The organism is Roseobacter sp. FCG-D35 (assembly GCF_033436665.1).
GTDB lineage: Bacteria > Pseudomonadota > Alphaproteobacteria > Rhodobacterales > Rhodobacteraceae > JAWQFO01.
This window is the reverse complement of record NZ_JAWQFO010000007.1, coordinates 49,813-68,412: the sequence shown is the minus strand read 5'-3', so window position 1 is coordinate 68,412 and position 18,600 is coordinate 49,813. Positions and strand designations below refer to the sequence as shown.

Below are 18,600 nucleotides of genomic sequence, written 5' to 3'. Positions count from 1 at the left end.
ATGGCCGGCTCGCTGGCCAGCAGGGTCTCGCGCAGCCTCGGGTATGACGCGGCGCGGTCGCTTGGCGTCGCCGTGTCGGGCGGAAGCGACTCCCTGGGCCTGCTTTACCTTCTGAACGATCTGTCGCAGGACGGCACGCTGTGTCTCGAAGCGGTGACCGTGGACCACGGCCTACGCCCGGAGAGCGCGGACGAAGCCGCGACGGTGGCCCGGATCTGCGACCAACTGGGCCTGCCGCACGAGGTGCTGCGCTGGACGGGCTGGGACGGCGTAGGCAACCTGCAGGATCGCGCCCGAACCGCACGGTACGCGCTCATTGCCGATTGGGCGAAGGGCAGAGGTCTGGATCGTGTCGCGCTCGGTCACACGCTCGACGATCAGGCCGAGACGGTGCTGATGCGACTGGCGCGCGGGGCGGGCGTCGATGGACTCTCCGGCATGACCGCGCGCACCGAGCGCGAGGGCATCGCCTGGCTGCGGCCTCTGCTCGATATCCGGCGCGAAGAACTGCGCCGCGACCTGCATGCCCGTGGCGTCGCGTGGATCGACGATCCGAGCAACGCGGACATCCGCTTCGAGCGGGTGCGGACACGCAAGGCGCTCGACACCTTGGAGGATCTGGGCATCGGCCCAGAGGCTCTGGCGCAGGTCGCCACGCGGATGCAGTCGGCGCGAGATGCCCTCGACCGTCACACCGACGCTGCCGCGGAGCGGATTGCGCACAGTGACGCCGGGGCCGTGGTTTTTGACTATGCGGCCTTTGTCGCCCTTCCTGACGAGATCGCCCGACGCTTGCTGCTGCGCGCGCTGCGGTGGATCAGCCGAGCGCCCTACGCCCCGAGACACCGGCCCGTCGCTTTGATGCTCGATGCGCTGCGCCGAGGGTCCGCCGCAACGGCCGATGGCTGCCATGCCATGCGCTCGGGCAGCGCAATCTGGGTTTTCCGGGAATGCGCAGCGGTGGATGGCGAAACCCGTGACGCGGGCGCGGTCTGGGACGGTCGTTGGCGCCTCGCAGACCCTCCGGCGGAGGAGGGGCTGACGCTGCGCGCCCTCGGCCGCGACGGTCTGGCGCAGGTGCCGGACTGGCGCGAAACCGGGCGCCCGCATGCCGCCCTGTTAGCGACGCCGTCGCTTTGGCGCGGCGAAACCCTTGTTTCCGCACCGTTTGCAGGCTTGGGCCAGGCAGCCGATTTCGTGCGCGAAGGTGACCCCGCGGCCTTCACCTTCCGCGGATTATCGCATTGAACATGGCCTTATAACCCTTATCTTAGTGGCGTGGCGCCGCCTGGATGGCCGTGCGCCCGCTGGTTATGGGAGAACGCCGTTGGGCAACGCACGCAACATCGCTTTCTGGGTGGTCCTGTTCCTGCTCATCCTGGCCCTGTTCAACCTGTTCAGCGGACCCGGGAACACGCTCCAGAGCCGCGAGATCAGCTACTCGGAATTCGTCTCGGCCGTCGAATCGGGGGACGTCAGCAACGTCACCCTCGACGGCGAGCAGGTGCGCTTCCGCCGCGCCGACGGCAACGACTACATCGCGATCAAGCCCGAGGATGCCGAGATCACCACGCTTTTGATCGACAACGACATCCCGGTGCGCGCCGAACAGCAGGAGCAGTCGGGCTTCCAGACCTTTCTGATGTCGCTGCTGCCGTTCCTTCTGCTGATCGGTGTCTGGATCTACTTCATGAACCGGATGCAGGGCGGCGGCAAAGGCGGCGCGATGGGTTTTGGCAAGTCCAAGGCGAAGATGCTGACCGAAAAGCATGGCCGCGTGACCTTCGACGACGTGGCCGGCATCGACGAGGCCAAGGAAGAGCTCGAGGAGATCGTCGAGTTCCTGCGCAACCCGCAGAAATTCTCGCGCCTCGGCGGCAAGATCCCGAAAGGCGCGTTGCTCGAAGGCCCTCCGGGTACCGGTAAGACGCTTCTGGCGCGCGCCATTGCGGGCGAGGCCGGGGTGCCGTTCTTCACCATCTCGGGTTCGGACTTCGTCGAGATGTTCGTCGGCGTCGGTGCGTCGCGCGTGCGCGACATGTTCGAGCAGGCCAAGAAGAATGCGCCTTGCATCGTCTTCATCGACGAAATCGACGCAGTGGGCCGGCATCGTGGCGCAGGCTACGGCGGTGGCAACGACGAACGCGAACAGACGCTGAACCAGCTTCTCGTCGAGATGGACGGCTTCGAGGCCAACGAGGGTGTGATCATCATCGCGGCCACCAACCGCAAGGACGTGCTCGACCCGGCACTGCTGCGTCCCGGCCGCTTCGACCGGCAGGTGACGGTGGGCAACCCGGACATCAAGGGCCGCGAGAAGATCCTCGGCGTGCATGCGCGCAAGACCCCGCTGGGACCGGACGTCGACTTGCGCATCATCGCGCGCGGCACGCCGGGCTTTTCCGGCGCGGACCTCGCCAACCTCGTGAACGAGGCCGCATTGGGTGCTGCACGTGTGGGACGGCGGTTCGTGGCGATGGTCGATTTCGAGAACGCCAAGGACAAGATCATGATGGGCGCCGAGCGCCGTTCGATGGTCATGACCGCCGAGCAGAAGGAAATGACCGCCTATCACGAGGCCGGGCATGCGCTGGTCGGCATGACGCTGCCGAAATGCGATCCGGTCTACAAGGCGACGATCATCCCGCGCGGCGGCGCGCTCGGCATGGTGATGAGCCTGCCCGAGATGGACCGGCTCAACATGTTCAAGGACGAGTGCCACCAGCGTCTCGCGATGATGATGGCCGGCAAGGCCGCCGAGATCCACAAGTATGGACCCGACGCGGTGTCCAACGGACCGGCGGGGGATATCCAGCAGGCGTCCGCGCTTGCGCGGGCGATGGTGCTTCGCTGGGGCATGTCGGACAAGGTCGGCAACATCGACTATTCCGAGGCCGCCGAGGGCTACCAGGGCAATACAGCCGGTTTCTCGGTCTCCGCCAACACCAAGGAGCTGGTCGAACAGGAGGTCCAGAAATTCATTCAGGACGGCTTTGACTGGGCCACGAAGATCATCAAGGAGCGCGAGACCGAGTTCGAGCGCCTCGCGCAGGGCCTGCTCGAATACGAAACGTTGACCGGCGAAGAGATCGGCCGCGTGATGAAGGGCGAGCCGCCGGTCCCGCCGGCCGACGAGGATGGCAGTGCCCCGGTGGAACAGCCGCCGGCCAGCGTGACCGGCATCCCCAAGGCCAAGAGCAAGAAGTCCTCTTCGGGCGGGGGAAGCCTCGAACCCGAACCCTCGACCTGAGGCACGACGGCACCATCTGTGCCATGAGGTGGAAAATGCGAAAGACCCCGCAGGACGGGGTCTTTTCTTTTTCCGTAAGGCGCTGCACTTTCGCGCGGCAGAACCGAGCCGAGGACACGCCATGCCCGCGTTGAAACCGACCGATTTCACCGCGACAGTGACCTGGCTGGGTCGCGTTGCCGACAGCGAGACGACCCTGCGGGCAGAGCCGCTCGAACAGGCCTTTCTGGGCTTTGCAGGGATCGAGGGCGAATGCCACGGCGGTCTGACGCGCAGATCCTGTTCGCGTGTGACCAGCCAATATCCGCGCGGCACCAAGATCCGCAACGTTCGCCAGCTTTCCGTGCTCTCCGACGAGGAGATGGCGCTCATCGCGCAGGGCATGAAGCTGGACCGGCTCGACCCCGCGCAGGTCGGAGCCTCGATGGTGATCCGGGGCATTCCGGATTTCAGCCATGTCCCGCCATCCTCGCGGCTGCAGTTCTCGAGCGGCGCGACGATCACCATCGACATGGAAAACCGGCCCTGCGTGCTGCCCGGACGCGAGATCGACAAGGACGCGCCCGGACACGGCCCGGCGTTCAAGACTTCGGCCCGGGGATTGCGCGGCGTCACCGCCTGGATCGAGCGCGAGGGATCGGTTGCAGTCGGCGACACGGCGCGCCTGCACGTGCCGGACCAGCCCGCCTGGACGCAGATGCAAGGCCTCGCCGGCTAGATTCGGTTTCGCAAAAGAAATCCGCGAGCGCCGATCGCCGCAACAGGCGGCACAAATGTCGGAATTGCGCACCTTTCCCCGGTTCCCAAGGCTGTAAGGAGGTGCCAGACACATCGGCGCGGTCCGACAACTTCAGGGGAACGTTCATGGCCTTCAAGACTGACATCGAAATCGCGCGCGAAGCGAAGAAGCAACCGATCCAGGACATCGGCGCCAAGCTCGGCATCTCCAGCGAAGACCTTCTCCCCTATGGACATGACAAGGCGAAGATCAGCCAGTCTTTCATCGACTCGGTGCAGGATCGCAAGGACGGCAAGCTGATCCTCGTGACCGCGATCAACCCAACGCCGGCGGGCGAGGGCAAGACCACGACCACCGTGGGTCTCGGCGACGGGCTCAACAAGATCGGTCGCAAGGCCGCGATCTGCATCCGCGAAGCCTCTCTGGGCCCGAACTTCGGGATGAAGGGCGGGGCCGCGGGCGGCGGCTATGCGCAGGTCGTCCCGATGGAAGAGATGAACCTGCATTTCACCGGCGACTTCCACGCCATCACCTCTGCGCACAACCTGCTCTCCGCGATGATCGACAACCACATCTACTGGGGCAACGAACTCGACATCGACATCCGCCGCGTCACCTGGCGCCGGGTGCTCGACATGAACGACCGCGCCCTGCGCCAGATCACCGCCTCGCTTGGCGGGGTCGCGAACGGTTTCCCGCGCGAGGCGGGCTTTGACATCACCGTGGCTTCCGAGGTCATGGCGATCCTCTGCCTCGCGCGCGATCTCGAGGATCTGCAGCGCCGCCTGGGCGACATGATCGTGGCCTACCGCCGCGACCGCACGCCGGTCTACTGCCGCGACATCAAGGCAGACGGCGCGATGACCGTGCTGCTCAAGGACGCGATGCAGCCCAACCTGGTGCAGACGCTCGAGAACAACCCGGCCTTCGTGCACGGCGGCCCCTTCGCCAATATCGCGCATGGCTGCAACTCGGTCATCGCCACGACGACGGCCCTGAAACTCGCCGACTACGTGGTGACCGAAGCCGGGTTCGGCGCCGATCTCGGGGCCGAGAAGTTCATGAACATCAAGTGCCGCAAGGCCGGGCTGAAGCCCTCGGTGGTCGTCGTGGTGGCGACGGTCCGGGCGATGAAGATGAACGGCGGGGTGGCCAAGGCCGATCTCGGGACCGAGAACGTCGAGGCGGTGGGCAAGGGCTGCGCCAACCTCGGACGCCACATCGAGAACGTGAAGAGCTTTGGCGTTCCGGTGGTCGTGGCGATCAACCATTTCGTTTCGGATACCGACGCCGAGGTCGAGGCGGTCAAGGACTACGTAAAATCCCAAGGCGCCGAGGCGATCCTGTGCAAGCACTGGGCGGAAGGCTCGGAAGGGATCACCGACCTCGCGACCCGCGTGGCCGAGATCGCCGATGCAGGGATCTCGGAATTCGCGCCGATCTATCCCGACGACATGAGCCTTTTCGAGAAGGTCGAGACCATCGCCAAGCGCATCTACCGCGCCGATGAGGTCCTGATGGACCAGAAGTTGCGCACACAGCTCAAGGACTGGGAAGAGCAAGGCTATGGCACGCTGCCGGTCTGCATGGCCAAGACCCAGTACAGCTTTACCACCGACCCGACCCGGCGCGGGGCACCGAAGAACTTTTCGGTTCCGGTGCGCGAGGTGCGCCTGAGCGCCGGCGCGGGGTTCGTCGTGGTGATCTGCGGCGAGATCATGACCATGCCGGGCCTGCCCAAGGTGCCGTCGGCCGAGAACATCAAGCTCAACGCCGACGGCGACGTCGAGGGCCTTTTCTGACAAGGAGTGGCTTCGGGCGGGGCATCGAACCCCGCCCGAAGCCCGTGTCTCCCTGACGGGGAGACACGGCAACGAATCGCAAGCGGGGTAATTGACCAGTGACGGCGGACATCATCGACGGCAAGGCCTTCGCGGCGAAGGTGCGAGGGCAGGTGGGCGAGCACGTCGCCAAGCTGAAGGCGGAACACGGGATCACCCCGGGGCTCGCCGTGGTGCTGGTGGGTGAGGATCCCGCCAGCCAGGTTTACGTGCGCTCGAAAGGCAAGATGACGGTCGAGGTCGGCATGACATCGGTCGAGCGCAAGCTGCCCGCTGACACCTCCGAAGAGGCGCTGCTCGCCGTCGTCAACGAACTGAACCAAGCCCCCGAGATTCACGGCATCCTCGTGCAACTGCCGCTGCCCGAGCACATCGACGCGGAACTGGTGATCAACGCGATCGACCCTGCCAAGGACGTCGACGGCTTTCACATCTCAAATGTCGGCCTGCTGGGCACGGGTCAGAAAAGCATGGTGCCCTGCACGCCGCTCGGCTGCCTGATGATGCTGCGCGACTACCACGGCAGCCTGTCCGGGATGGACGCGGTGGTGCTGGGGCGCTCGAACATCGTGGGCAAGCCGATGGCGCAGCTGCTGCTCGGCGACAGCTGCACGGTGACCATCGCGCATTCGCGCACCAAGAATCTGCCCGAGGTCGTGCGCCGCGCCGACATCGTGGTGGCCGCCGTGGGACGGCCCTGCATGGTGCCGGGCGACTGGATCAAGCCGGGTGCAACGGTGATCGACGTCGGCATCAATCGCGTCGAGAAGCCGGAGGGCGGGACGCGGCTCGTGGGCGACGTGGACTTCGACAGCTGCGCCGAAGTGGCAGGTGCGATCACGCCGGTGCCGGGCGGGGTGGGGCCGATGACCATCGCCTGCCTGCTGGCGAACACCCTGACCGCCTGTTGCCGCGCCAACGGCCTGCCTGAGCCCGAAGGTCTGACGGCCTGAGCCTCAGGCGCCCAGCGGCACCATCGTCCCCTGCAGAAGAGCGATCAGCGTCTCGTGCCCGGCCTCGAGCGCGTGAACCTCGGCGCTGACAACGATCAGACGCCGTCCGGGCTTGATCACCCGCCCGGTCGCGCGCAGGACATCGCCCTTTGCCGGGGCGAGGAGGTTGATCTTCATTTCCGCCGTCAGCACGTCGCATCCGGTGGACAGCACCGAAAGCGCGGAATAGCCGGCGGCGCTGTCGCCGATGGCGAAGGTCAGCCCAGCATGGCCGAAGCCCTGTTGCTGCCGGCTGCCGGGCAGGATCGGCGCGGTGATCTCGACCTGCCCCTTTTCGATCCGCGACAGCTCGGCACCCAGGGTCGCCATCATCGACTGTGCCGCGAAGCTTTCCGCGATGTGATCGCGCACGCGTTGATCCATCCCTTCCTCCCTCAGCGCGGCATCGGCACGCAGACCGGCTGCGGGCCGGTCAGGATCGCCCGCGCCTCGGCCCGCATCAGTTCGCAAAGCGTCGCCGAGCGGCTGCGCAGCCCGCCCGTATAGGTACCAAAGGCCGGCAGGATCATCCGGGCGCCGTCGACCAGGAATGCAGGCCGCGAGATGCTGCGCCCGCGCGCCGAGACCGTGGCCTTGGGATGGAAATGCCCCGAGACCTCTGCCCGCGCGCTGGGATCGGCAATATGCCGGAAGGTCAAGCCACCCAACTGCCAGTCGCGCAGATGCGTGCCGCCGAGATCGACCGGACCGGGATCGTGGTTGCCTTCGATCCAGATCCAGCGCCGGCCAGCCTGCAATCGCGCGATCCAGAGCCGCTCCTCCTCCGGCAACATTTGCGCCACTTCGGTATCGTCGAAACTGTCTCCGAGACAGATCACCGTTCGCGCCTCGGTCTGGTCGAGATCGGCGGCAAGGCGCGTCAGCGTGTCCCGGGTTTCGTAGGGCGGCAGCGCCGCGCCGCCGCGGCGCGCGATACGCTCGGATTTGCCCAGGTGCAGGTCCGACACACACAGGAGCCTCTGCTCGGGCCACCAGAGGGCACCCGAACCCAGCGCCTTGAGAGTGGCGCCGAAAAATTCGACATCACATGCGTTCATGATTTGTTCATTGCGCAAACCGCCCGACGTTTCAAGCCCCGGCGTGGCGGCGATGCCCTACCAGCCAACCCGCCATTTCGGCTTGTCCGCGGGCGGCGGCGTGATCGTGGCGAGGCCCGAACTCTGCATGAGTTTTGCCGATTCCTCGGCCAGCAGCCGTTCGTCGGCCTGGCCCTTGATCGGCACCCGCCCCATCTCGAGCAGCATGGGGGCTGCCAGCGGGCTCACGCGCTTGAGGCGGACAAGATCGATGCGGTCGCCGATCCGCGCGATCATTTCCTCGATCCGGCCGAAATCCACGAGGCCCCGCGTCGCCTCCTCGCGGGTGATCTGCAGCATCAGGTGGTGCGGGTCGTAGCGCTGCAAGGTGTCATAGAGAATGTCCGACGAGAACGTTGCCTGGCGTCCGGTCTTGCGCGCGGCGGGCGTGTTGCGTTCGATCAGCCCGGCGATCGTGGCGCTGGCCCGGAAGGTGCGCTTCATCACCGCGTTGCCCGCAAGCCAGGTCTCGAGCCCGTCCTCGAGGGCCACGAGATCGAAAAGCGGTGCGGGATCCTCGATCGCGTCCAGCCCCCAGATCAGCGTGCCGTAGTCGGTGGCGAGAAAGCCCAGGGGATGCAGGCCGATCTCTTCCATCCGCTTGGTCAGCAACAGCCCCAGCGTCTGCTGCCCGTTGCGTCCGGCAAAGCCGTAGATCGCGGTCTGTCGCAGCCCGTCGTGCGGAAAGCTCTCGATCAATAGCCGCCCCGGCTCCGGCAGACGGCTGACCTCGCGCTGCAGGGCGAGCCATTGCGCTGTGTGATCCGGCAGCTCGGGCCAGGAAGGCTGCTGGAACATCTCCACGATCCGGGCGGAGAGCTGCGTCGAGGTGGCGAACTTCGTACCCATGAAGGTTGCGATCTTGGGTTTCTTCGCCGCGTCGCGCGTGACCTCCACGGTCATCTCGCGCAGGCCCTCGTAACGCACGATGCGCCCGCCGATCAGGAAGGTGTCCCCGGCGCTGAGAGAGGCCGCGAAGCCTTCCTCGATCTCGCCCAGCGGCGTGCCGCCGCGGTTGCCGCGCAGCCGGACCTTCAACGTGTCGGTATCCTGGATGGTGCCGATGTTCATCCGGATGCGCTGGGCCGCGCGCGGGTCGCGCAATTGCCACATCCCGTCCACGCGCCGCATCAATCGCTGCCAGCGATCATAGGCCCGCAGCGCGTAGCCCCCGGTCGCGCAGAACTCCAGGCAGGCATCGAAATCCTCGCGCGGAAGATCCGCATAGGCTCCGACGGTCCTGACTTCGGCGTAGAGCGCGTCGGCATCGAAGGGCCCGGCGGCGGCTGTGATCAGGATGTGCTGGCAGAGAACATCCCGTGGACCCGGGCCGCGGGGTTCGCCGTCTAGGGCGCCCGCGCGCACCGCGTCGAGCGCCGCGACGCATTCCACGACCTCGAAGCGGTTCGCCGGAACCAGCAGCGCCTTCGAGGGTGCGTTGTACCGATGGTTGGCCCGCCCGATCCTCTGCACAAGCCGCTTGACGTTCTTTGGCGCGCCGATCTGGATCACCAGGTCCACGTCGCCCCAGTCGATCCCCAGATCGAGGCTCCCGGTGCAGACCACCCCGCGCAACTCGCCGCGCACCATCGCCGCCTCTACGCGCGCGCGCTGTGCGCGGTCGAGCGAGCCGTGGTGGATCCCGATCGGCAGCGCCTCCTCGTTGGCAAGCCACAGGTTGTGAAAGAAGATCTCGGCCTGCGCCCGTGTGTTGTGAAAGATCAGCGTGGTCTTGTGGCGCCGGACCTGATCGAGCACGGCCGGAATCGCGTAGGCCGCGCCGCCGCCCGACCAAGGCGGGGCCTCGTCGGTCGTCAGCATCGCGATGTCGGGCGCCGGTCCCGGATCGGCCAGCAGGATCTCGCAGGGGTCGGGGTGGCGTGCCAGAAGGTGCGCGATCCCTTCGGGGTCTTCGACCGTGGCCGAGAGCCCGACACGTCTCATCCCGGGGCAAAGCCGCTGCAACCTGCCCAGCGCAAGCATCAGCTGATCGCCGCGCTTCGATTCGGCAAGCGCGTGGATTTCGTCGACCACGACGCGCCGCAACCCGGCGAACATCCGCGGCGCATCCTCGTAGGAGGTCAAGAGCGCGAGACTCTCGGGTGTGGTCAGCAGGATATGCGGCGGATCGGCGCGCTGGCGTTTCTTCTGCGTGGCCGAGGTATCTCCGGTCCGGTCTTCGATACGGATCGGCAGGCCCATCTCGGTCACCGGCGCGGTCAGGTTGCGCCGGATATCCGCGGCCAGTGCCTTCAGGGGCGAGACGTAGAGCGTGTGCAGCCCGTCGCGCGGATCCTGCGCAAGATCGGCCAGCGTCGGCAAAAAGCCCGCCAGCGTCTTGCCGCCGCCCGTCGGCGCGATCAGCAGCAGTGCCGGCGCGTCGGCGCGCTCCAGCATCGCCTGCTGATGTGGATGGATCGCCCATCCGCGCGCGGCGAACCAGGTCTCGATAATTGGCGGAAGCGCGGGCATGAGGCAAAGATAACGCGCTGCCCGTCGGGCGCCAGCGATCCGCGCCCTTCTCTGGTTCGAAAATATCCCGGTGGTCCGGGGGCAGCGCCCCCGGCCTTACTTCACGATTTTCTCGTCCTTGACGAACATGTTCGCCCAGGCCCGGTCGATGAGGTCCGGAGACATCTGGTAGGGAATGCCCTCGAAATCGCAGATCGACATCATCTGGTCGATCAGGAAGATCGGCTGGTAGTTCGCATAGACGTTGTCGATCGTCGGGTACTTTACCTTCAGCAGGTGCACCAGCGTCGCCTCGTCCAGCGGCATGCCGCGTTTGCGCGCCACCATGGCGAAGATCTTCAGGAAATTCTCCTGGTTCGGCCCGTCGATCTTGATCTTGAAGAAGATCCGGCGCAGCGCGGCCTGGTCGAAGATCTCGTTGGGATGGAAGTTGGTCGAGAAGATCACCAGCGTATCGAAGGGCACCTCGAACTTCTCGCCCGACTGCAGCGCGAGAATGTCGCGACCCTCTTCCAGCGGCACGATCCAGCGGTTGACCAGCGCCTGCGGCGGTTCGGCCTGGCGCCCGAGGTCGTCGACGATGAAGATACCGCCGGTAGATTTCAGCTGCAGCGGCGCCTGGTAGGTGCGCGCCGTGGGATTGTAGACAAGGTCGAGCATCGACAGCGACAGTTCGCCCCCGGTGATCACTGTCGGGCGTTCGCAGCGCACGTAGCGCGTGTCGTAGCGCACGTTGCGGCGAAGCGTCGTCGGATCGTCGACCTGTTCTTCGGCCGCGGAATGCACGATCGGGTCGTAGACCGTGATCACCTGTCCTGCGTACTCGATCGCGCGCGGCACGTAGACCTTGTCGCCGAAAGCGTCGCGGATGCCGTTCGAGATCGACGACTTGCCGTTGCCCGGCGGGCCGTACATCAGCACCGAACGCCCCGCGGAGACCGCGGGCCCGAGATGATCGAGCAACTCGCCGGGCAGAACCAGGTGACCCATGGCGTCGGTCAGCTGCTGGCGCGTGATCTGCAGGTTGCGCACCGACTGGCGCTTGACCTGCTCGGAATAGACCTCGAGCGGGACCGGCATCGCGCCGTAGTATTCGGATTGCGCCAGCGCGTCGAGCGCGCGCGCCTTGCCGGCATCGGTCAGCTGATAGCCCATCTCGTTGCCGTTGTTGGCGTTCAGCGTGCCGGTCGCTTCGATCAGGCGCTGGTCGCGGGCCATGTCGATCAGCTCCTGCGTGACCTGGATCGGCAGGCAGACCGCGCGGGCGAGATCGCTGACCATGCTGACGTTCTTGCGGAAGATCGTCTTGAGCACGATGTCCCGCATCATCGTCACGGGCAGCTTCATCTCCTCCAGCCGGCGCGGCGGCGGCGGCGCCATGACGGCGCTGGACTGCATGTTCATCTCGGGACCCTCGTACTGATTCCTCCGGCGCTTTGGCCGGTCCGCTCGACAATCCCCTGACTAGCGCAGGACTGTGGCGATATTCAGGCGCCGAAGACGCATCCCAGTCCGAGGTAGGTCGCGAGCGTCGTGCCGAGCGCGAGGCCCATTGGGAATTTCTTGGTTTCCGACCAGCTCTGCCAGTGCGGCGCCAGCGCCCGGAGGCGGCTATGCTTGGCGATGCGATGGGTGACGAAGGCCGCCAGCAGGATCGCCGCGAAAAGCGCCATCAGCAGGCGCAGGTCTCCAAGAGCGATGAACGGCGCCGCGGCGGCGGCAAACTTGGCGTCGCCCGCGCCCATGACGCCCGCCGCGTTCAGAACGACCCCAAGCACAAGGACGATGCCCAGTTGGGCAAGCCGCCAGAAGTAGACATCCCAATTGGGCAGGGCGAAGGGGCCCAGCAGGACGAAGACGGCGAAAAGCGCCACTACCGCCCGGTTGGTGATCGTCATCCGCGACAGGTCCGTGAAACAGACGTAAAGGCAGATCGGGAGCGCGAGTGGCAGGAACCACCACGCGGAGTAGGCCGTGATCGCCATGCGTTGTACGGATCAGCCGGCCGCGGCGCCGCCATCGAGCGCGCGCAGCGAGCGCACCGCCGCTTCGAAATGCTGGGGATGGGTGTCGATGGCATCGCGCAGCAGGCTCTTGCCGGTCTCGACATCGCCTTGCTTGATCGCCGACAGCGCCAGCGTGTGCAGCAACTGCGCCCGCTCGGTCTGATCCATCGGGATCACCGGCAGCACGTATTCGCGCTGGGCGCCCCGCGCGAGGATCAGGTTGTTCTTGGCGGTAAACAGCGTCGGATCCTGCCGGATCGCCTCGCCGAAGAGTCGTTCGGCGTCGGTGTAGTCGCCCCGCGTCAGCTTGGAATAGCCCCAGTTGTTCAGCACGCCCGCCGGCTTCGTGGTCAAACCCACGGCAGTTTCATAGAAGCTGTCGGACTTCGACCATTCCTCGTTGCTGTCGGCGAGCATCGCCTCGAGCCGGTAGCGGTTGAATGTCTCGTGCGTCGGCGGCACCGCGTCGAGCACGGCTTCGGCCTTCTGCCAGTCCCCGGCGCGGATCAGCGCGTCGGCATACTCGATGCTGTCATCGGGCGTGGCGCCCTTCATCTTGGTCACCTTGCCCCAGGCCGGGGCGGCTTCGGGGAAGCGTTTGGCGCGCACCAGCGAAGAGGCGAGCCCGCGCTGCAGGTCGATGCGGTCGGGCTGCTGCTTGCTGGAGCGGGCGAAATAGTCGACCGCCTCGTTCGGGTCGGCCACGGTCAGCATCACGTCACTGAGGTTGGATTCGTCGACGACGTTGACGTCCTGGAAGGCGCGTTCAACGGTCTCGTCGGCATCCTTGTCGGCGCATCCTGCAAGCGCGATGAGGCCCGCCGCCCAGGCGGACAGGAAAATGGGGTGGCGCATTTGTTGCGTCCTTTTGCTGCTCGTGCCGTGATTATGGCTCCGACCGGATCACGTAGTCACTGCTTCCGCGCCGGACGAGTTCATAATTGTCGTCAACTGTGTCTTCTGTATCAGGATTTTCCGTGATCTCGATGGCGCGGCGCAAATTGTCCCGGATCGCGTCGGTCTGGCCGTTGTCGAGGGCGTAGGCCTTGCGGAAGATCTGTTCGGCCTCGGCGGTCTCGCCCTTTTCCATCAGCACCACGCCGAGGTTGTTCCAGACTTCGGGTCGCTCGGCATCCTCCTTGGTCGCGCGGCGCAGCTGCGTCTCGGCCTGTCCGAGACGGCCGAGCCCGAGGTTGGCGGCACCCAGCCCCGAAAGGATCTCGGCGTCGAGATCGCCGCGGTCGAGGGCCGCGCGGTTGAAGGCGTCGATGGCAAGTTCGTACTCGCCGGCCGAGACCAGCCTGTGACCGACCTCGATCGCGGCGACGCTGTCGCCGCGCGGGTCGATGCCGGGGGCGTAGACTCCGTCCACGGTCGCGGAAAGGCCGCCTGTGTCCGTACAGGCGGCCAGTCCGATCGTCGTTGCCAGAAGCGCGCCGCGCAGGGCGGCAGGCGCGATTGGATGTTTCATAAGGTCAGGGGGTCACGTTCCCCAGCTGGGTGATATTGTGCACCGAGGGGCCGACCAGGATGATCAGCAACGGCGGCACGGTCAGCATCATTGTCGCAAGGGTCATCTTGGTTGGCAACTTGTTTGCGGCTTCCTCGGCGCGCATCACGCGCTTGTCACGCATCTCGCCGGCGTAGACCCGCAGTGCGTCGGCGATCGAGGTGCCGAAGCTGGTCGATTGCACGAGGACCGTGACGAAGGACGAAACATCCTGCACGCCGCAGCGCTCGCCCATGTCGTTGAGCACCGAGACCTTGTCCTTGCCCGCCTTCATCTCGTAGGCGACCATCTCGAACTCCTGCGCCAGCGCCGGGTAGGAGGCGTGCAGCTCGCGCGCCACGCGGACGATGGACTGGTCCAGCGACTGGCCGGCCTCGACGCAGACGAGCATCATGTCGAGCGCGTCCGGAAAGCCGTTGGTGATCTCTTCCTTGCGCATGCCGACGCGGCGCTGAACCCAGTAGGAGGGCAGGTAGTAGCCGATCGCACCGGGGATGATCGTGTAGATCATCGTCTTCTGGGTGCTCATGCCTTCGCCGCCGCCAAGCAGGTTGATATAGACGAGGCCGATGATCAGACCCAGGATGCCGAGCGCGAACTGCGCAAAATGGAACATCCGCACCGCGTCGCGGCTGCGGTAGCCGGCCTGGCGCAGTTCGAGCTGTTTCTTGCTCAGCGCCTCCGTGTCCTGCGGTTCGAGAAAGCTCGCAAAGCGCTGCAGCTGCTCGTTGCGCTCGCCCTGGCGCAGGCGCTGGCTGGGCTCGCTGGACGTCGGTTTCTGGATGGACCTCTTGAGCTTGTCCATCGGGTCCTCGGGCTGGACCAGCATCAGAGAAACGGTGACGATGACCATCATCACGCCGAGCACCCCGACCAGGATGATCGGGCCCATCGGCCCCAGCATCGCGGTGACGGTGTCGTTGAGCGAAGTGAGAAATTCCATGACCGTCGTCCTCAGACCTTGATGTTCGTCAGCATGCGCATGACGAAGAGGTTGGCCGCCAGAAACAGGCCGACGGCAAAGCAGGCGGGGATGAAGAGCGCATGGTCGCGCACCTCGTCGTAGTAGTTCGGATCGAGCACGTTGATGACGATCAGCGCCACGATCGGGAAGGCCGAGAGGAACTTGCCTGACCACTTGGCCTCGGCCGTGATCGCCTTGACGCGGCGGAACAGGCGGAAGCGGGCACGGATCACCTTGGCGAGGCCAGCGAGAATCTCGGCGAGGTTGCCGCCCGATTGCTGCTGGATCGACACCGCAACGGCCAGAAAGCGCAGGTCCTGCATGTCGAGACGCTCGGCCATTTCCTTGAGCGCATCGCCGACGTCTCGGCCGTAAGCGTTCTCGTCCGCGATGATGCCAAATTCGGAGGCCAGCGGGTCAGCGACCTCCTTGGCGACGATCTGGATCGCCGACGAGAACGGATGGCCGACCCGCAGCGAGCGAACCATCAGTTCGACGGCGTCGGGCAGCTGTTCCTCGATCATCGACAGCCGCTTGTTGGCCTTCATCGATACCCACATGTAGACGCCACCGAAGCCGATGCCGATCGACAACAGGATGCGTACCGGTGGTTGTGTCTCGGTACCCACGGTCAGACCCAGAAACGCGAAGATCGCCAGCCCGATCATCACCATGATCAGTTGCTGCGGCGAGAAGGCGATGGCCGCCTTCTGCGCCTTCTCTCCCAGCATCGAGTAGAGCGGGATCGACTTGGTCTTCATGTGCTGCTGCATTTCCTTGCGCAGCTTTTCCAGCACCTCTTCGCGCCCGGCTCCCTTTTCGAGCATGTCCAGCCGGCGGTTCACGCGGCTGTTGAGGCTGATCGACTTGCCGAAGGCGACAAGATAGATGCCTTCGACGAGAACGAGGACGCCCACGAAGATCAGGCCGTAGATGATCGGTTCCGCACTCATTTCGGATCGTCCTTATTGGGCCGCGATGGGCTCGTAGATGGAAGGTGGCAGGTCATAGCCCCACATGCGGAAGCGCTCGGCGTAGTTGCTGCGCACCCCGGTTGCGGTGAAATGACCGATGATCTTGTTCTCGGGCGTCAGGCCGACGCGCTGGTAGCGGAAGATCTCCTGCATCGAGATCACCTCGCCTTCCATGCCGGTGATCTCGGTGATCGAGGTCATCCGGCGCGAGCCGTCCTGGAGACGGCTGGCCTGCACGATAAGGTTGACCGCCGAGGCGATCTGGCTGCGCACGGCCTTGAGCGGCATCTCGATACCGGCCATGGCGATCATATTCTCGAGGCGCGAAATCCCGTCACGGGCCGAGTTGGCGTGGATCGTGGTCATCGAGCCGTCGTGGCCTGTGTTCATGGCCTGCAGCATGTCGATGACTTCCTCGCCGCGCGTCTCGCCGACGATGATCCGGTCCGGGCGCATCCGCAGCGCGTTCTTGAGACAGTCGCGCGGGCTGACCTCGCCCTTGCCCTCGACGTTCGGCGGTCGGCTTTCCATGCGCCCCACATGGGTCTGCTGGAGTTGAAGTTCCGCGGTGTCCTCGATCGTCAGGATGCGCTCTGAGTTGTCGATGAAGGACGAGAGCGCGTTGAGCGTCGTCGTCTTGCCCGAACCCGTACCGCCGGAGACGATCACGTTCAGCCGCGTTGCGACGGCGGCCTGAAGGTAGGCGGCCATTTCCTCGGAAAAGGCGCCGAAGGCTACAAGGTCGTCGATGCCGAGCTTGTCCTTCTTGAACTTCCGGATCGAGACCAGCGATCCGTCCACCGCAACCGGAGGCACCATGGCGTTGAAGCGCGACCCGTCCTTGAGCCGGGCGTCGACGTAGGGGTTCGATTCGTCGACGCGGCGTCCGACCGCGCTGACGATCTTGTCGATGATCCGCAGCAGGTGGCGCTCGTCCTTGAAGGTGATGTCGGTCAGTTCCAGCTTGCCCGCACGTTCGACGAAGATCTGCTGCGGTCCGTTCACCAGAATGTCGTTGACCGAATCGTCCTTGAGCAGGGTCTCGAGCGGGCCGAGACCGGTCACCTCGTCATAAAGCTCCGAGGTGAGGGTCTGGCGATCGTCGCGGTTGAGAACCACGGCACGCTCTTCGAGAAACTCGCCGGTGATGGCGTTGATCTCGGCGCGCAGGTCCTGTTCGGTCGCATGTTCGAGCGCGGCGAGGTTCAGGTTGTCCAGAAGGACGCGGTGCACGTCGAGCTTGATCTCGCCAAGACGCTCCTTGCGCTTGCGCTCCTTGTCCATCGGTGCGACCTGCGCGGCCGCAGCCGCTGGCGCGGGCTTGCGCGTCACCGACGCGGCGGCCTTGGCCGTGGGCAGTTCGGCGACCTTGCCGCTGTCGTTTGCTGGCGGGAGTTCGAGCTTGCCGGCGGGCTTTTTGTACTTGGAAAACATGGCACTGGGCTCCGGTGCGTCAGGCGGCCTTTACCTGGGCGCTGTTCAAATCGTTGATCGATGCGGCGAGCTTGGCGATTTCACGGCGCAGCGGGTTCTTCGGCGCCGAGGTCGCGAGCGGCAGGCCGTGATCGGCGCCCTGCGTGATGGCCTTGCCGCCGTCGGGAAGTTGCACGTCGATGGAGATCGACAGCGATTCGCTCATCCGCTTCACCCGGCTCTTGCCGCTCAGGTCGGTGAACTTGGGCGCGCGGTTGACCACGTAGCGCAGCTTTTCGACCGGCAGCTCCTCGGCCTGCAGCGCGCGCTTGAAGCGCAGCGTGTTCTGGGCCGAGCGCATGTCGAGCTCGATCATCGCGAAGTAGATGTGCGCGGCGTGAAGGACCGTCTCGGACCACTGAACCAGTGTCGACGGCATGTCGATGACGACGTAGTCGAAATGGCTGCGCGCCATGTCGAGGATCCGGCTCACGTCCTCGGCGCCGATGATGTCGAGCGGGAGCATTTCCGACGGCGCCGTGAGAACCTGCAACTTGTCGCCGAAAGTCAGCAGCGATTGGCCGAAGCTCTCTTCGTCGAGAGCCTCGGTGTCCGATAGCATCTCGTAGACCGCTTCGCGGCGCGGCAGGTCGAGAAAGGTCGACACCGAGCCGAATTGCAGATCGAGGTCCAAAAGGCAGACCGACGGCCCGTTCTCTTTGCCGGTGTTGGCGAGCTCCCAGGCGAGGTTGGTGGCCATCGTGGTCGACCCGGCACCGCCGGAGAGCCCGTGCACCACGATGATGGCCCCTTCCTTCTGGTTGCCGGTCTGCAGCAGTCCGGCGCCGGAGGTCACCTGCTTCGGAAGATCGGGCGCGCGAACGCGGTCGATCGCCTGGGCGAGCTCGTTCTCGGGCAGGGGGTAGGGCACGAACTCGTCCGCGCCTTGCCGCAACAAGCTGTGCAGCGCCGCCGGGGTCACGTCCTCGGCGATCAGAATGACCTTGATGTTGCGGCTTTTGGCCTGCCCGATGATCTCGCCCATCAGGACGAGGTTTTCCTCGTCGCTCTCGTCGATGGCGAGGCACACAAACTCCAGCGCCTGCGCCTCGGGCTGGCCGAAGAAGGCCAGCGCCTCGGCAAAACCGAGATCGCCCCAGCTTTCCCCCAGCGCCAGTTCCATGTCCTCGATCAGCAGGTCGAAGTTCTGCACGTCGCGACTGATCGTGCATGCCACGATCGGCGCCGTATCGGGGATTGGCATTGCGCTGCTCATTGCCTCGTCATCCTTTGCTCACGAAGGGCGAAGTCGAGCGGCTAGAAGGGGTAATAAAATCGCCCA

General features: G+C 65.4%; 16 protein-coding genes. 5 read left to right on the top strand and 11 right to left on the bottom strand.

From position 1 onward, the window contains the following. From tilS to folD, 5 genes are all read left to right on the top strand, one after another. A complete protein-coding gene (gene tilS / locus R5H30_RS16030) occupies positions 1-1,248 on the top strand; it encodes a tRNA lysidine(34) synthetase TilS (RefSeq protein WP_318329533.1) in 1,248 nt (415 codons plus the stop codon). A gap of 79 nt (positions 1,249-1,327) precedes the next feature. Continuing rightward, complete coding sequence (gene ftsH, locus R5H30_RS16025; RefSeq protein WP_318329532.1) at positions 1,328-3,250, top strand: ATP-dependent zinc metalloprotease FtsH; 1,923 nt, start codon at positions 1,328-1,330, stop codon at positions 3,248-3,250. Positions 3,251-3,371: 121 nt separating this feature from the next. After that, positions 3,372-3,968: an MOSC domain-containing protein gene (locus R5H30_RS16020; RefSeq protein ID WP_318329531.1), complete on the top strand. Its 597-nt coding sequence runs from the start codon at positions 3,372-3,374 to the stop codon at positions 3,966-3,968. A 146-nt stretch (positions 3,969-4,114) separates the two neighbouring features. Then, a complete protein-coding gene (locus tag R5H30_RS16015; RefSeq protein WP_318329530.1) occupies positions 4,115-5,791 on the top strand; it encodes a formate--tetrahydrofolate ligase in 1,677 nt (558 codons plus the stop codon). 98 nt (positions 5,792-5,889) lie between these two features. Next, entirely contained in the window at positions 5,890-6,783 is an 894-nt protein-coding gene (gene folD / locus R5H30_RS16010; protein ID WP_318329529.1) for a bifunctional methylenetetrahydrofolate dehydrogenase/methenyltetrahydrofolate cyclohydrolase FolD, read from the top strand. A gap of 3 nt (positions 6,784-6,786) precedes the next feature. Here folD and R5H30_RS16005 read toward each other — a convergent pair whose 3' ends face one another. The 11 genes from R5H30_RS16005 to R5H30_RS15955 all read right to left on the bottom strand — a co-directional run bounded on the left by R5H30_RS16005 (position 6,787) and on the right by R5H30_RS15955 (position 18,534). Beyond that, positions 6,787-7,206, bottom strand: coding sequence for a PaaI family thioesterase (locus tag R5H30_RS16005; protein WP_318329528.1), 420 nt, complete (start codon positions 7,204-7,206; stop codon positions 6,787-6,789). 11 nt (positions 7,207-7,217) lie between these two features. Further along, complete coding sequence (pdeM, locus tag R5H30_RS16000) at positions 7,218-7,880, bottom strand: ligase-associated DNA damage response endonuclease PdeM (protein WP_318329527.1); 663 nt, start codon at positions 7,878-7,880, stop codon at positions 7,218-7,220. Positions 7,881-7,937: 57 nt separating this feature from the next. Next, on the bottom strand, positions 7,938-10,391 hold the full coding sequence (locus tag R5H30_RS15995; RefSeq protein ID WP_318329526.1) for a ligase-associated DNA damage response DEXH box helicase: 2,454 nt from the start codon (positions 10,389-10,391) through the stop codon (positions 7,938-7,940). A 96-nt stretch (positions 10,392-10,487) separates the two neighbouring features. After that, positions 10,488-11,795 (bottom strand): DUF8689 domain-containing protein, encoded by a 1,308-nt coding sequence (locus tag R5H30_RS15990; RefSeq protein ID WP_318329524.1) that lies wholly within the window; start codon positions 11,793-11,795, stop codon positions 10,488-10,490. Between the two features lie 83 nt (positions 11,796-11,878). Further along, positions 11,879-12,376, bottom strand: a complete 498-nt coding sequence (locus R5H30_RS15985; protein WP_318329522.1) for a prepilin peptidase — start codon at positions 12,374-12,376, stop codon at positions 11,879-11,881. Between the two features lie 12 nt (positions 12,377-12,388). Beyond that, positions 12,389-13,252 (bottom strand): tetratricopeptide repeat protein, encoded by an 864-nt coding sequence (locus tag R5H30_RS15980; RefSeq protein WP_318329521.1) that lies wholly within the window; start codon positions 13,250-13,252, stop codon positions 12,389-12,391. A gap of 31 nt (positions 13,253-13,283) precedes the next feature. After that, on the bottom strand, positions 13,284-13,868 hold the full coding sequence (locus R5H30_RS15975) for a tetratricopeptide repeat protein (protein ID WP_318329520.1): 585 nt from the start codon (positions 13,866-13,868) through the stop codon (positions 13,284-13,286). 4 nt (positions 13,869-13,872) lie between these two features. Further along, on the bottom strand, positions 13,873-14,850 hold the full coding sequence (locus R5H30_RS15970; protein WP_318329519.1) for a type II secretion system F family protein: 978 nt from the start codon (positions 14,848-14,850) through the stop codon (positions 13,873-13,875). Between the two features lie 11 nt (positions 14,851-14,861). Beyond that, positions 14,862-15,824 carry a type II secretion system F family protein gene (locus R5H30_RS15965; protein WP_318329517.1) on the bottom strand — a complete coding sequence of 321 codons (963 nt, stop codon included), beginning with the start codon at positions 15,822-15,824 and terminating at the stop codon, positions 14,862-14,864. A gap of 12 nt (positions 15,825-15,836) precedes the next feature. After that, positions 15,837-17,279 carry a TadA family conjugal transfer-associated ATPase gene (locus tag R5H30_RS15960; protein ID WP_318329516.1) on the bottom strand — a complete coding sequence of 481 codons (1,443 nt, stop codon included), beginning with the start codon at positions 17,277-17,279 and terminating at the stop codon, positions 15,837-15,839. A gap of 19 nt (positions 17,280-17,298) precedes the next feature. Continuing rightward, on the bottom strand, positions 17,299-18,534 hold the full coding sequence (locus tag R5H30_RS15955; protein ID WP_318329515.1) for a CpaE/TadZ family protein: 1,236 nt from the start codon (positions 18,532-18,534) through the stop codon (positions 17,299-17,301). Positions 18,535-18,600: the final 66 nt, after the last annotated feature.

Bases quoted from the DNA above. Each gene is read 5' to 3' on its own strand.
- R5H30_RS15970 (WP_318329519.1), bottom strand. From the start codon at position 14,850: ATGGAATTTCTCACTTCGCTCAACGACACCGTCACCGCGATGCTGGGG.
- R5H30_RS15995 (WP_318329526.1), bottom strand. From the start codon at position 10,391: ATGCCCGCGCTTCCGCCAATTATCGAGACCTGGTTCGCCGCGCGCGGA.
- R5H30_RS15985 (WP_318329522.1), bottom strand. From the start codon at position 12,376: ATGGCGATCACGGCCTACTCCGCGTGGTGGTTCCTGCCACTCGCGCTC.
- R5H30_RS15975 (WP_318329520.1), bottom strand. From the start codon at position 13,868: ATGAAACATCCAATCGCGCCTGCCGCCCTGCGCGGCGCGCTTCTGGCA.
- R5H30_RS16020 (WP_318329531.1), top strand. From the start codon at position 3,372: ATGCCCGCGTTGAAACCGACCGATTTCACCGCGACAGTGACCTGGCTG.
- R5H30_RS15960 (WP_318329516.1), bottom strand. From the start codon at position 17,279: ATGTTTTCCAAGTACAAAAAGCCCGCCGGCAAGCTCGAACTCCCGCCA.
- R5H30_RS15990 (WP_318329524.1), bottom strand. From the start codon at position 11,795: ATGAACATGCAGTCCAGCGCCGTCATGGCGCCGCCGCCGCCGCGCCGG.
- R5H30_RS15955 (WP_318329515.1), bottom strand. From the start codon at position 18,534: ATGAGCAGCGCAATGCCAATCCCCGATACGGCGCCGATCGTGGCATGC.
- pdeM (WP_318329527.1), bottom strand. From the start codon at position 7,880: ATGAACGCATGTGATGTCGAATTTTTCGGCGCCACTCTCAAGGCGCTG.
- R5H30_RS15965 (WP_318329517.1), bottom strand. From the start codon at position 15,824: ATGAGTGCGGAACCGATCATCTACGGCCTGATCTTCGTGGGCGTCCTC.
- R5H30_RS16005 (WP_318329528.1), bottom strand. From the start codon at position 7,206: ATGGATCAACGCGTGCGCGATCACATCGCGGAAAGCTTCGCGGCACAG.
- R5H30_RS15980 (WP_318329521.1), bottom strand. From the start codon at position 13,252: ATGCGCCACCCCATTTTCCTGTCCGCCTGGGCGGCGGGCCTCATCGCG.
- tilS (WP_318329533.1), top strand. From the start codon at position 1: ATGGCCGGCTCGCTGGCCAGCAGGGTCTCGCGCAGCCTCGGGTATGAC.
- R5H30_RS16015 (WP_318329530.1), top strand. From the start codon at position 4,115: ATGGCCTTCAAGACTGACATCGAAATCGCGCGCGAAGCGAAGAAGCAA.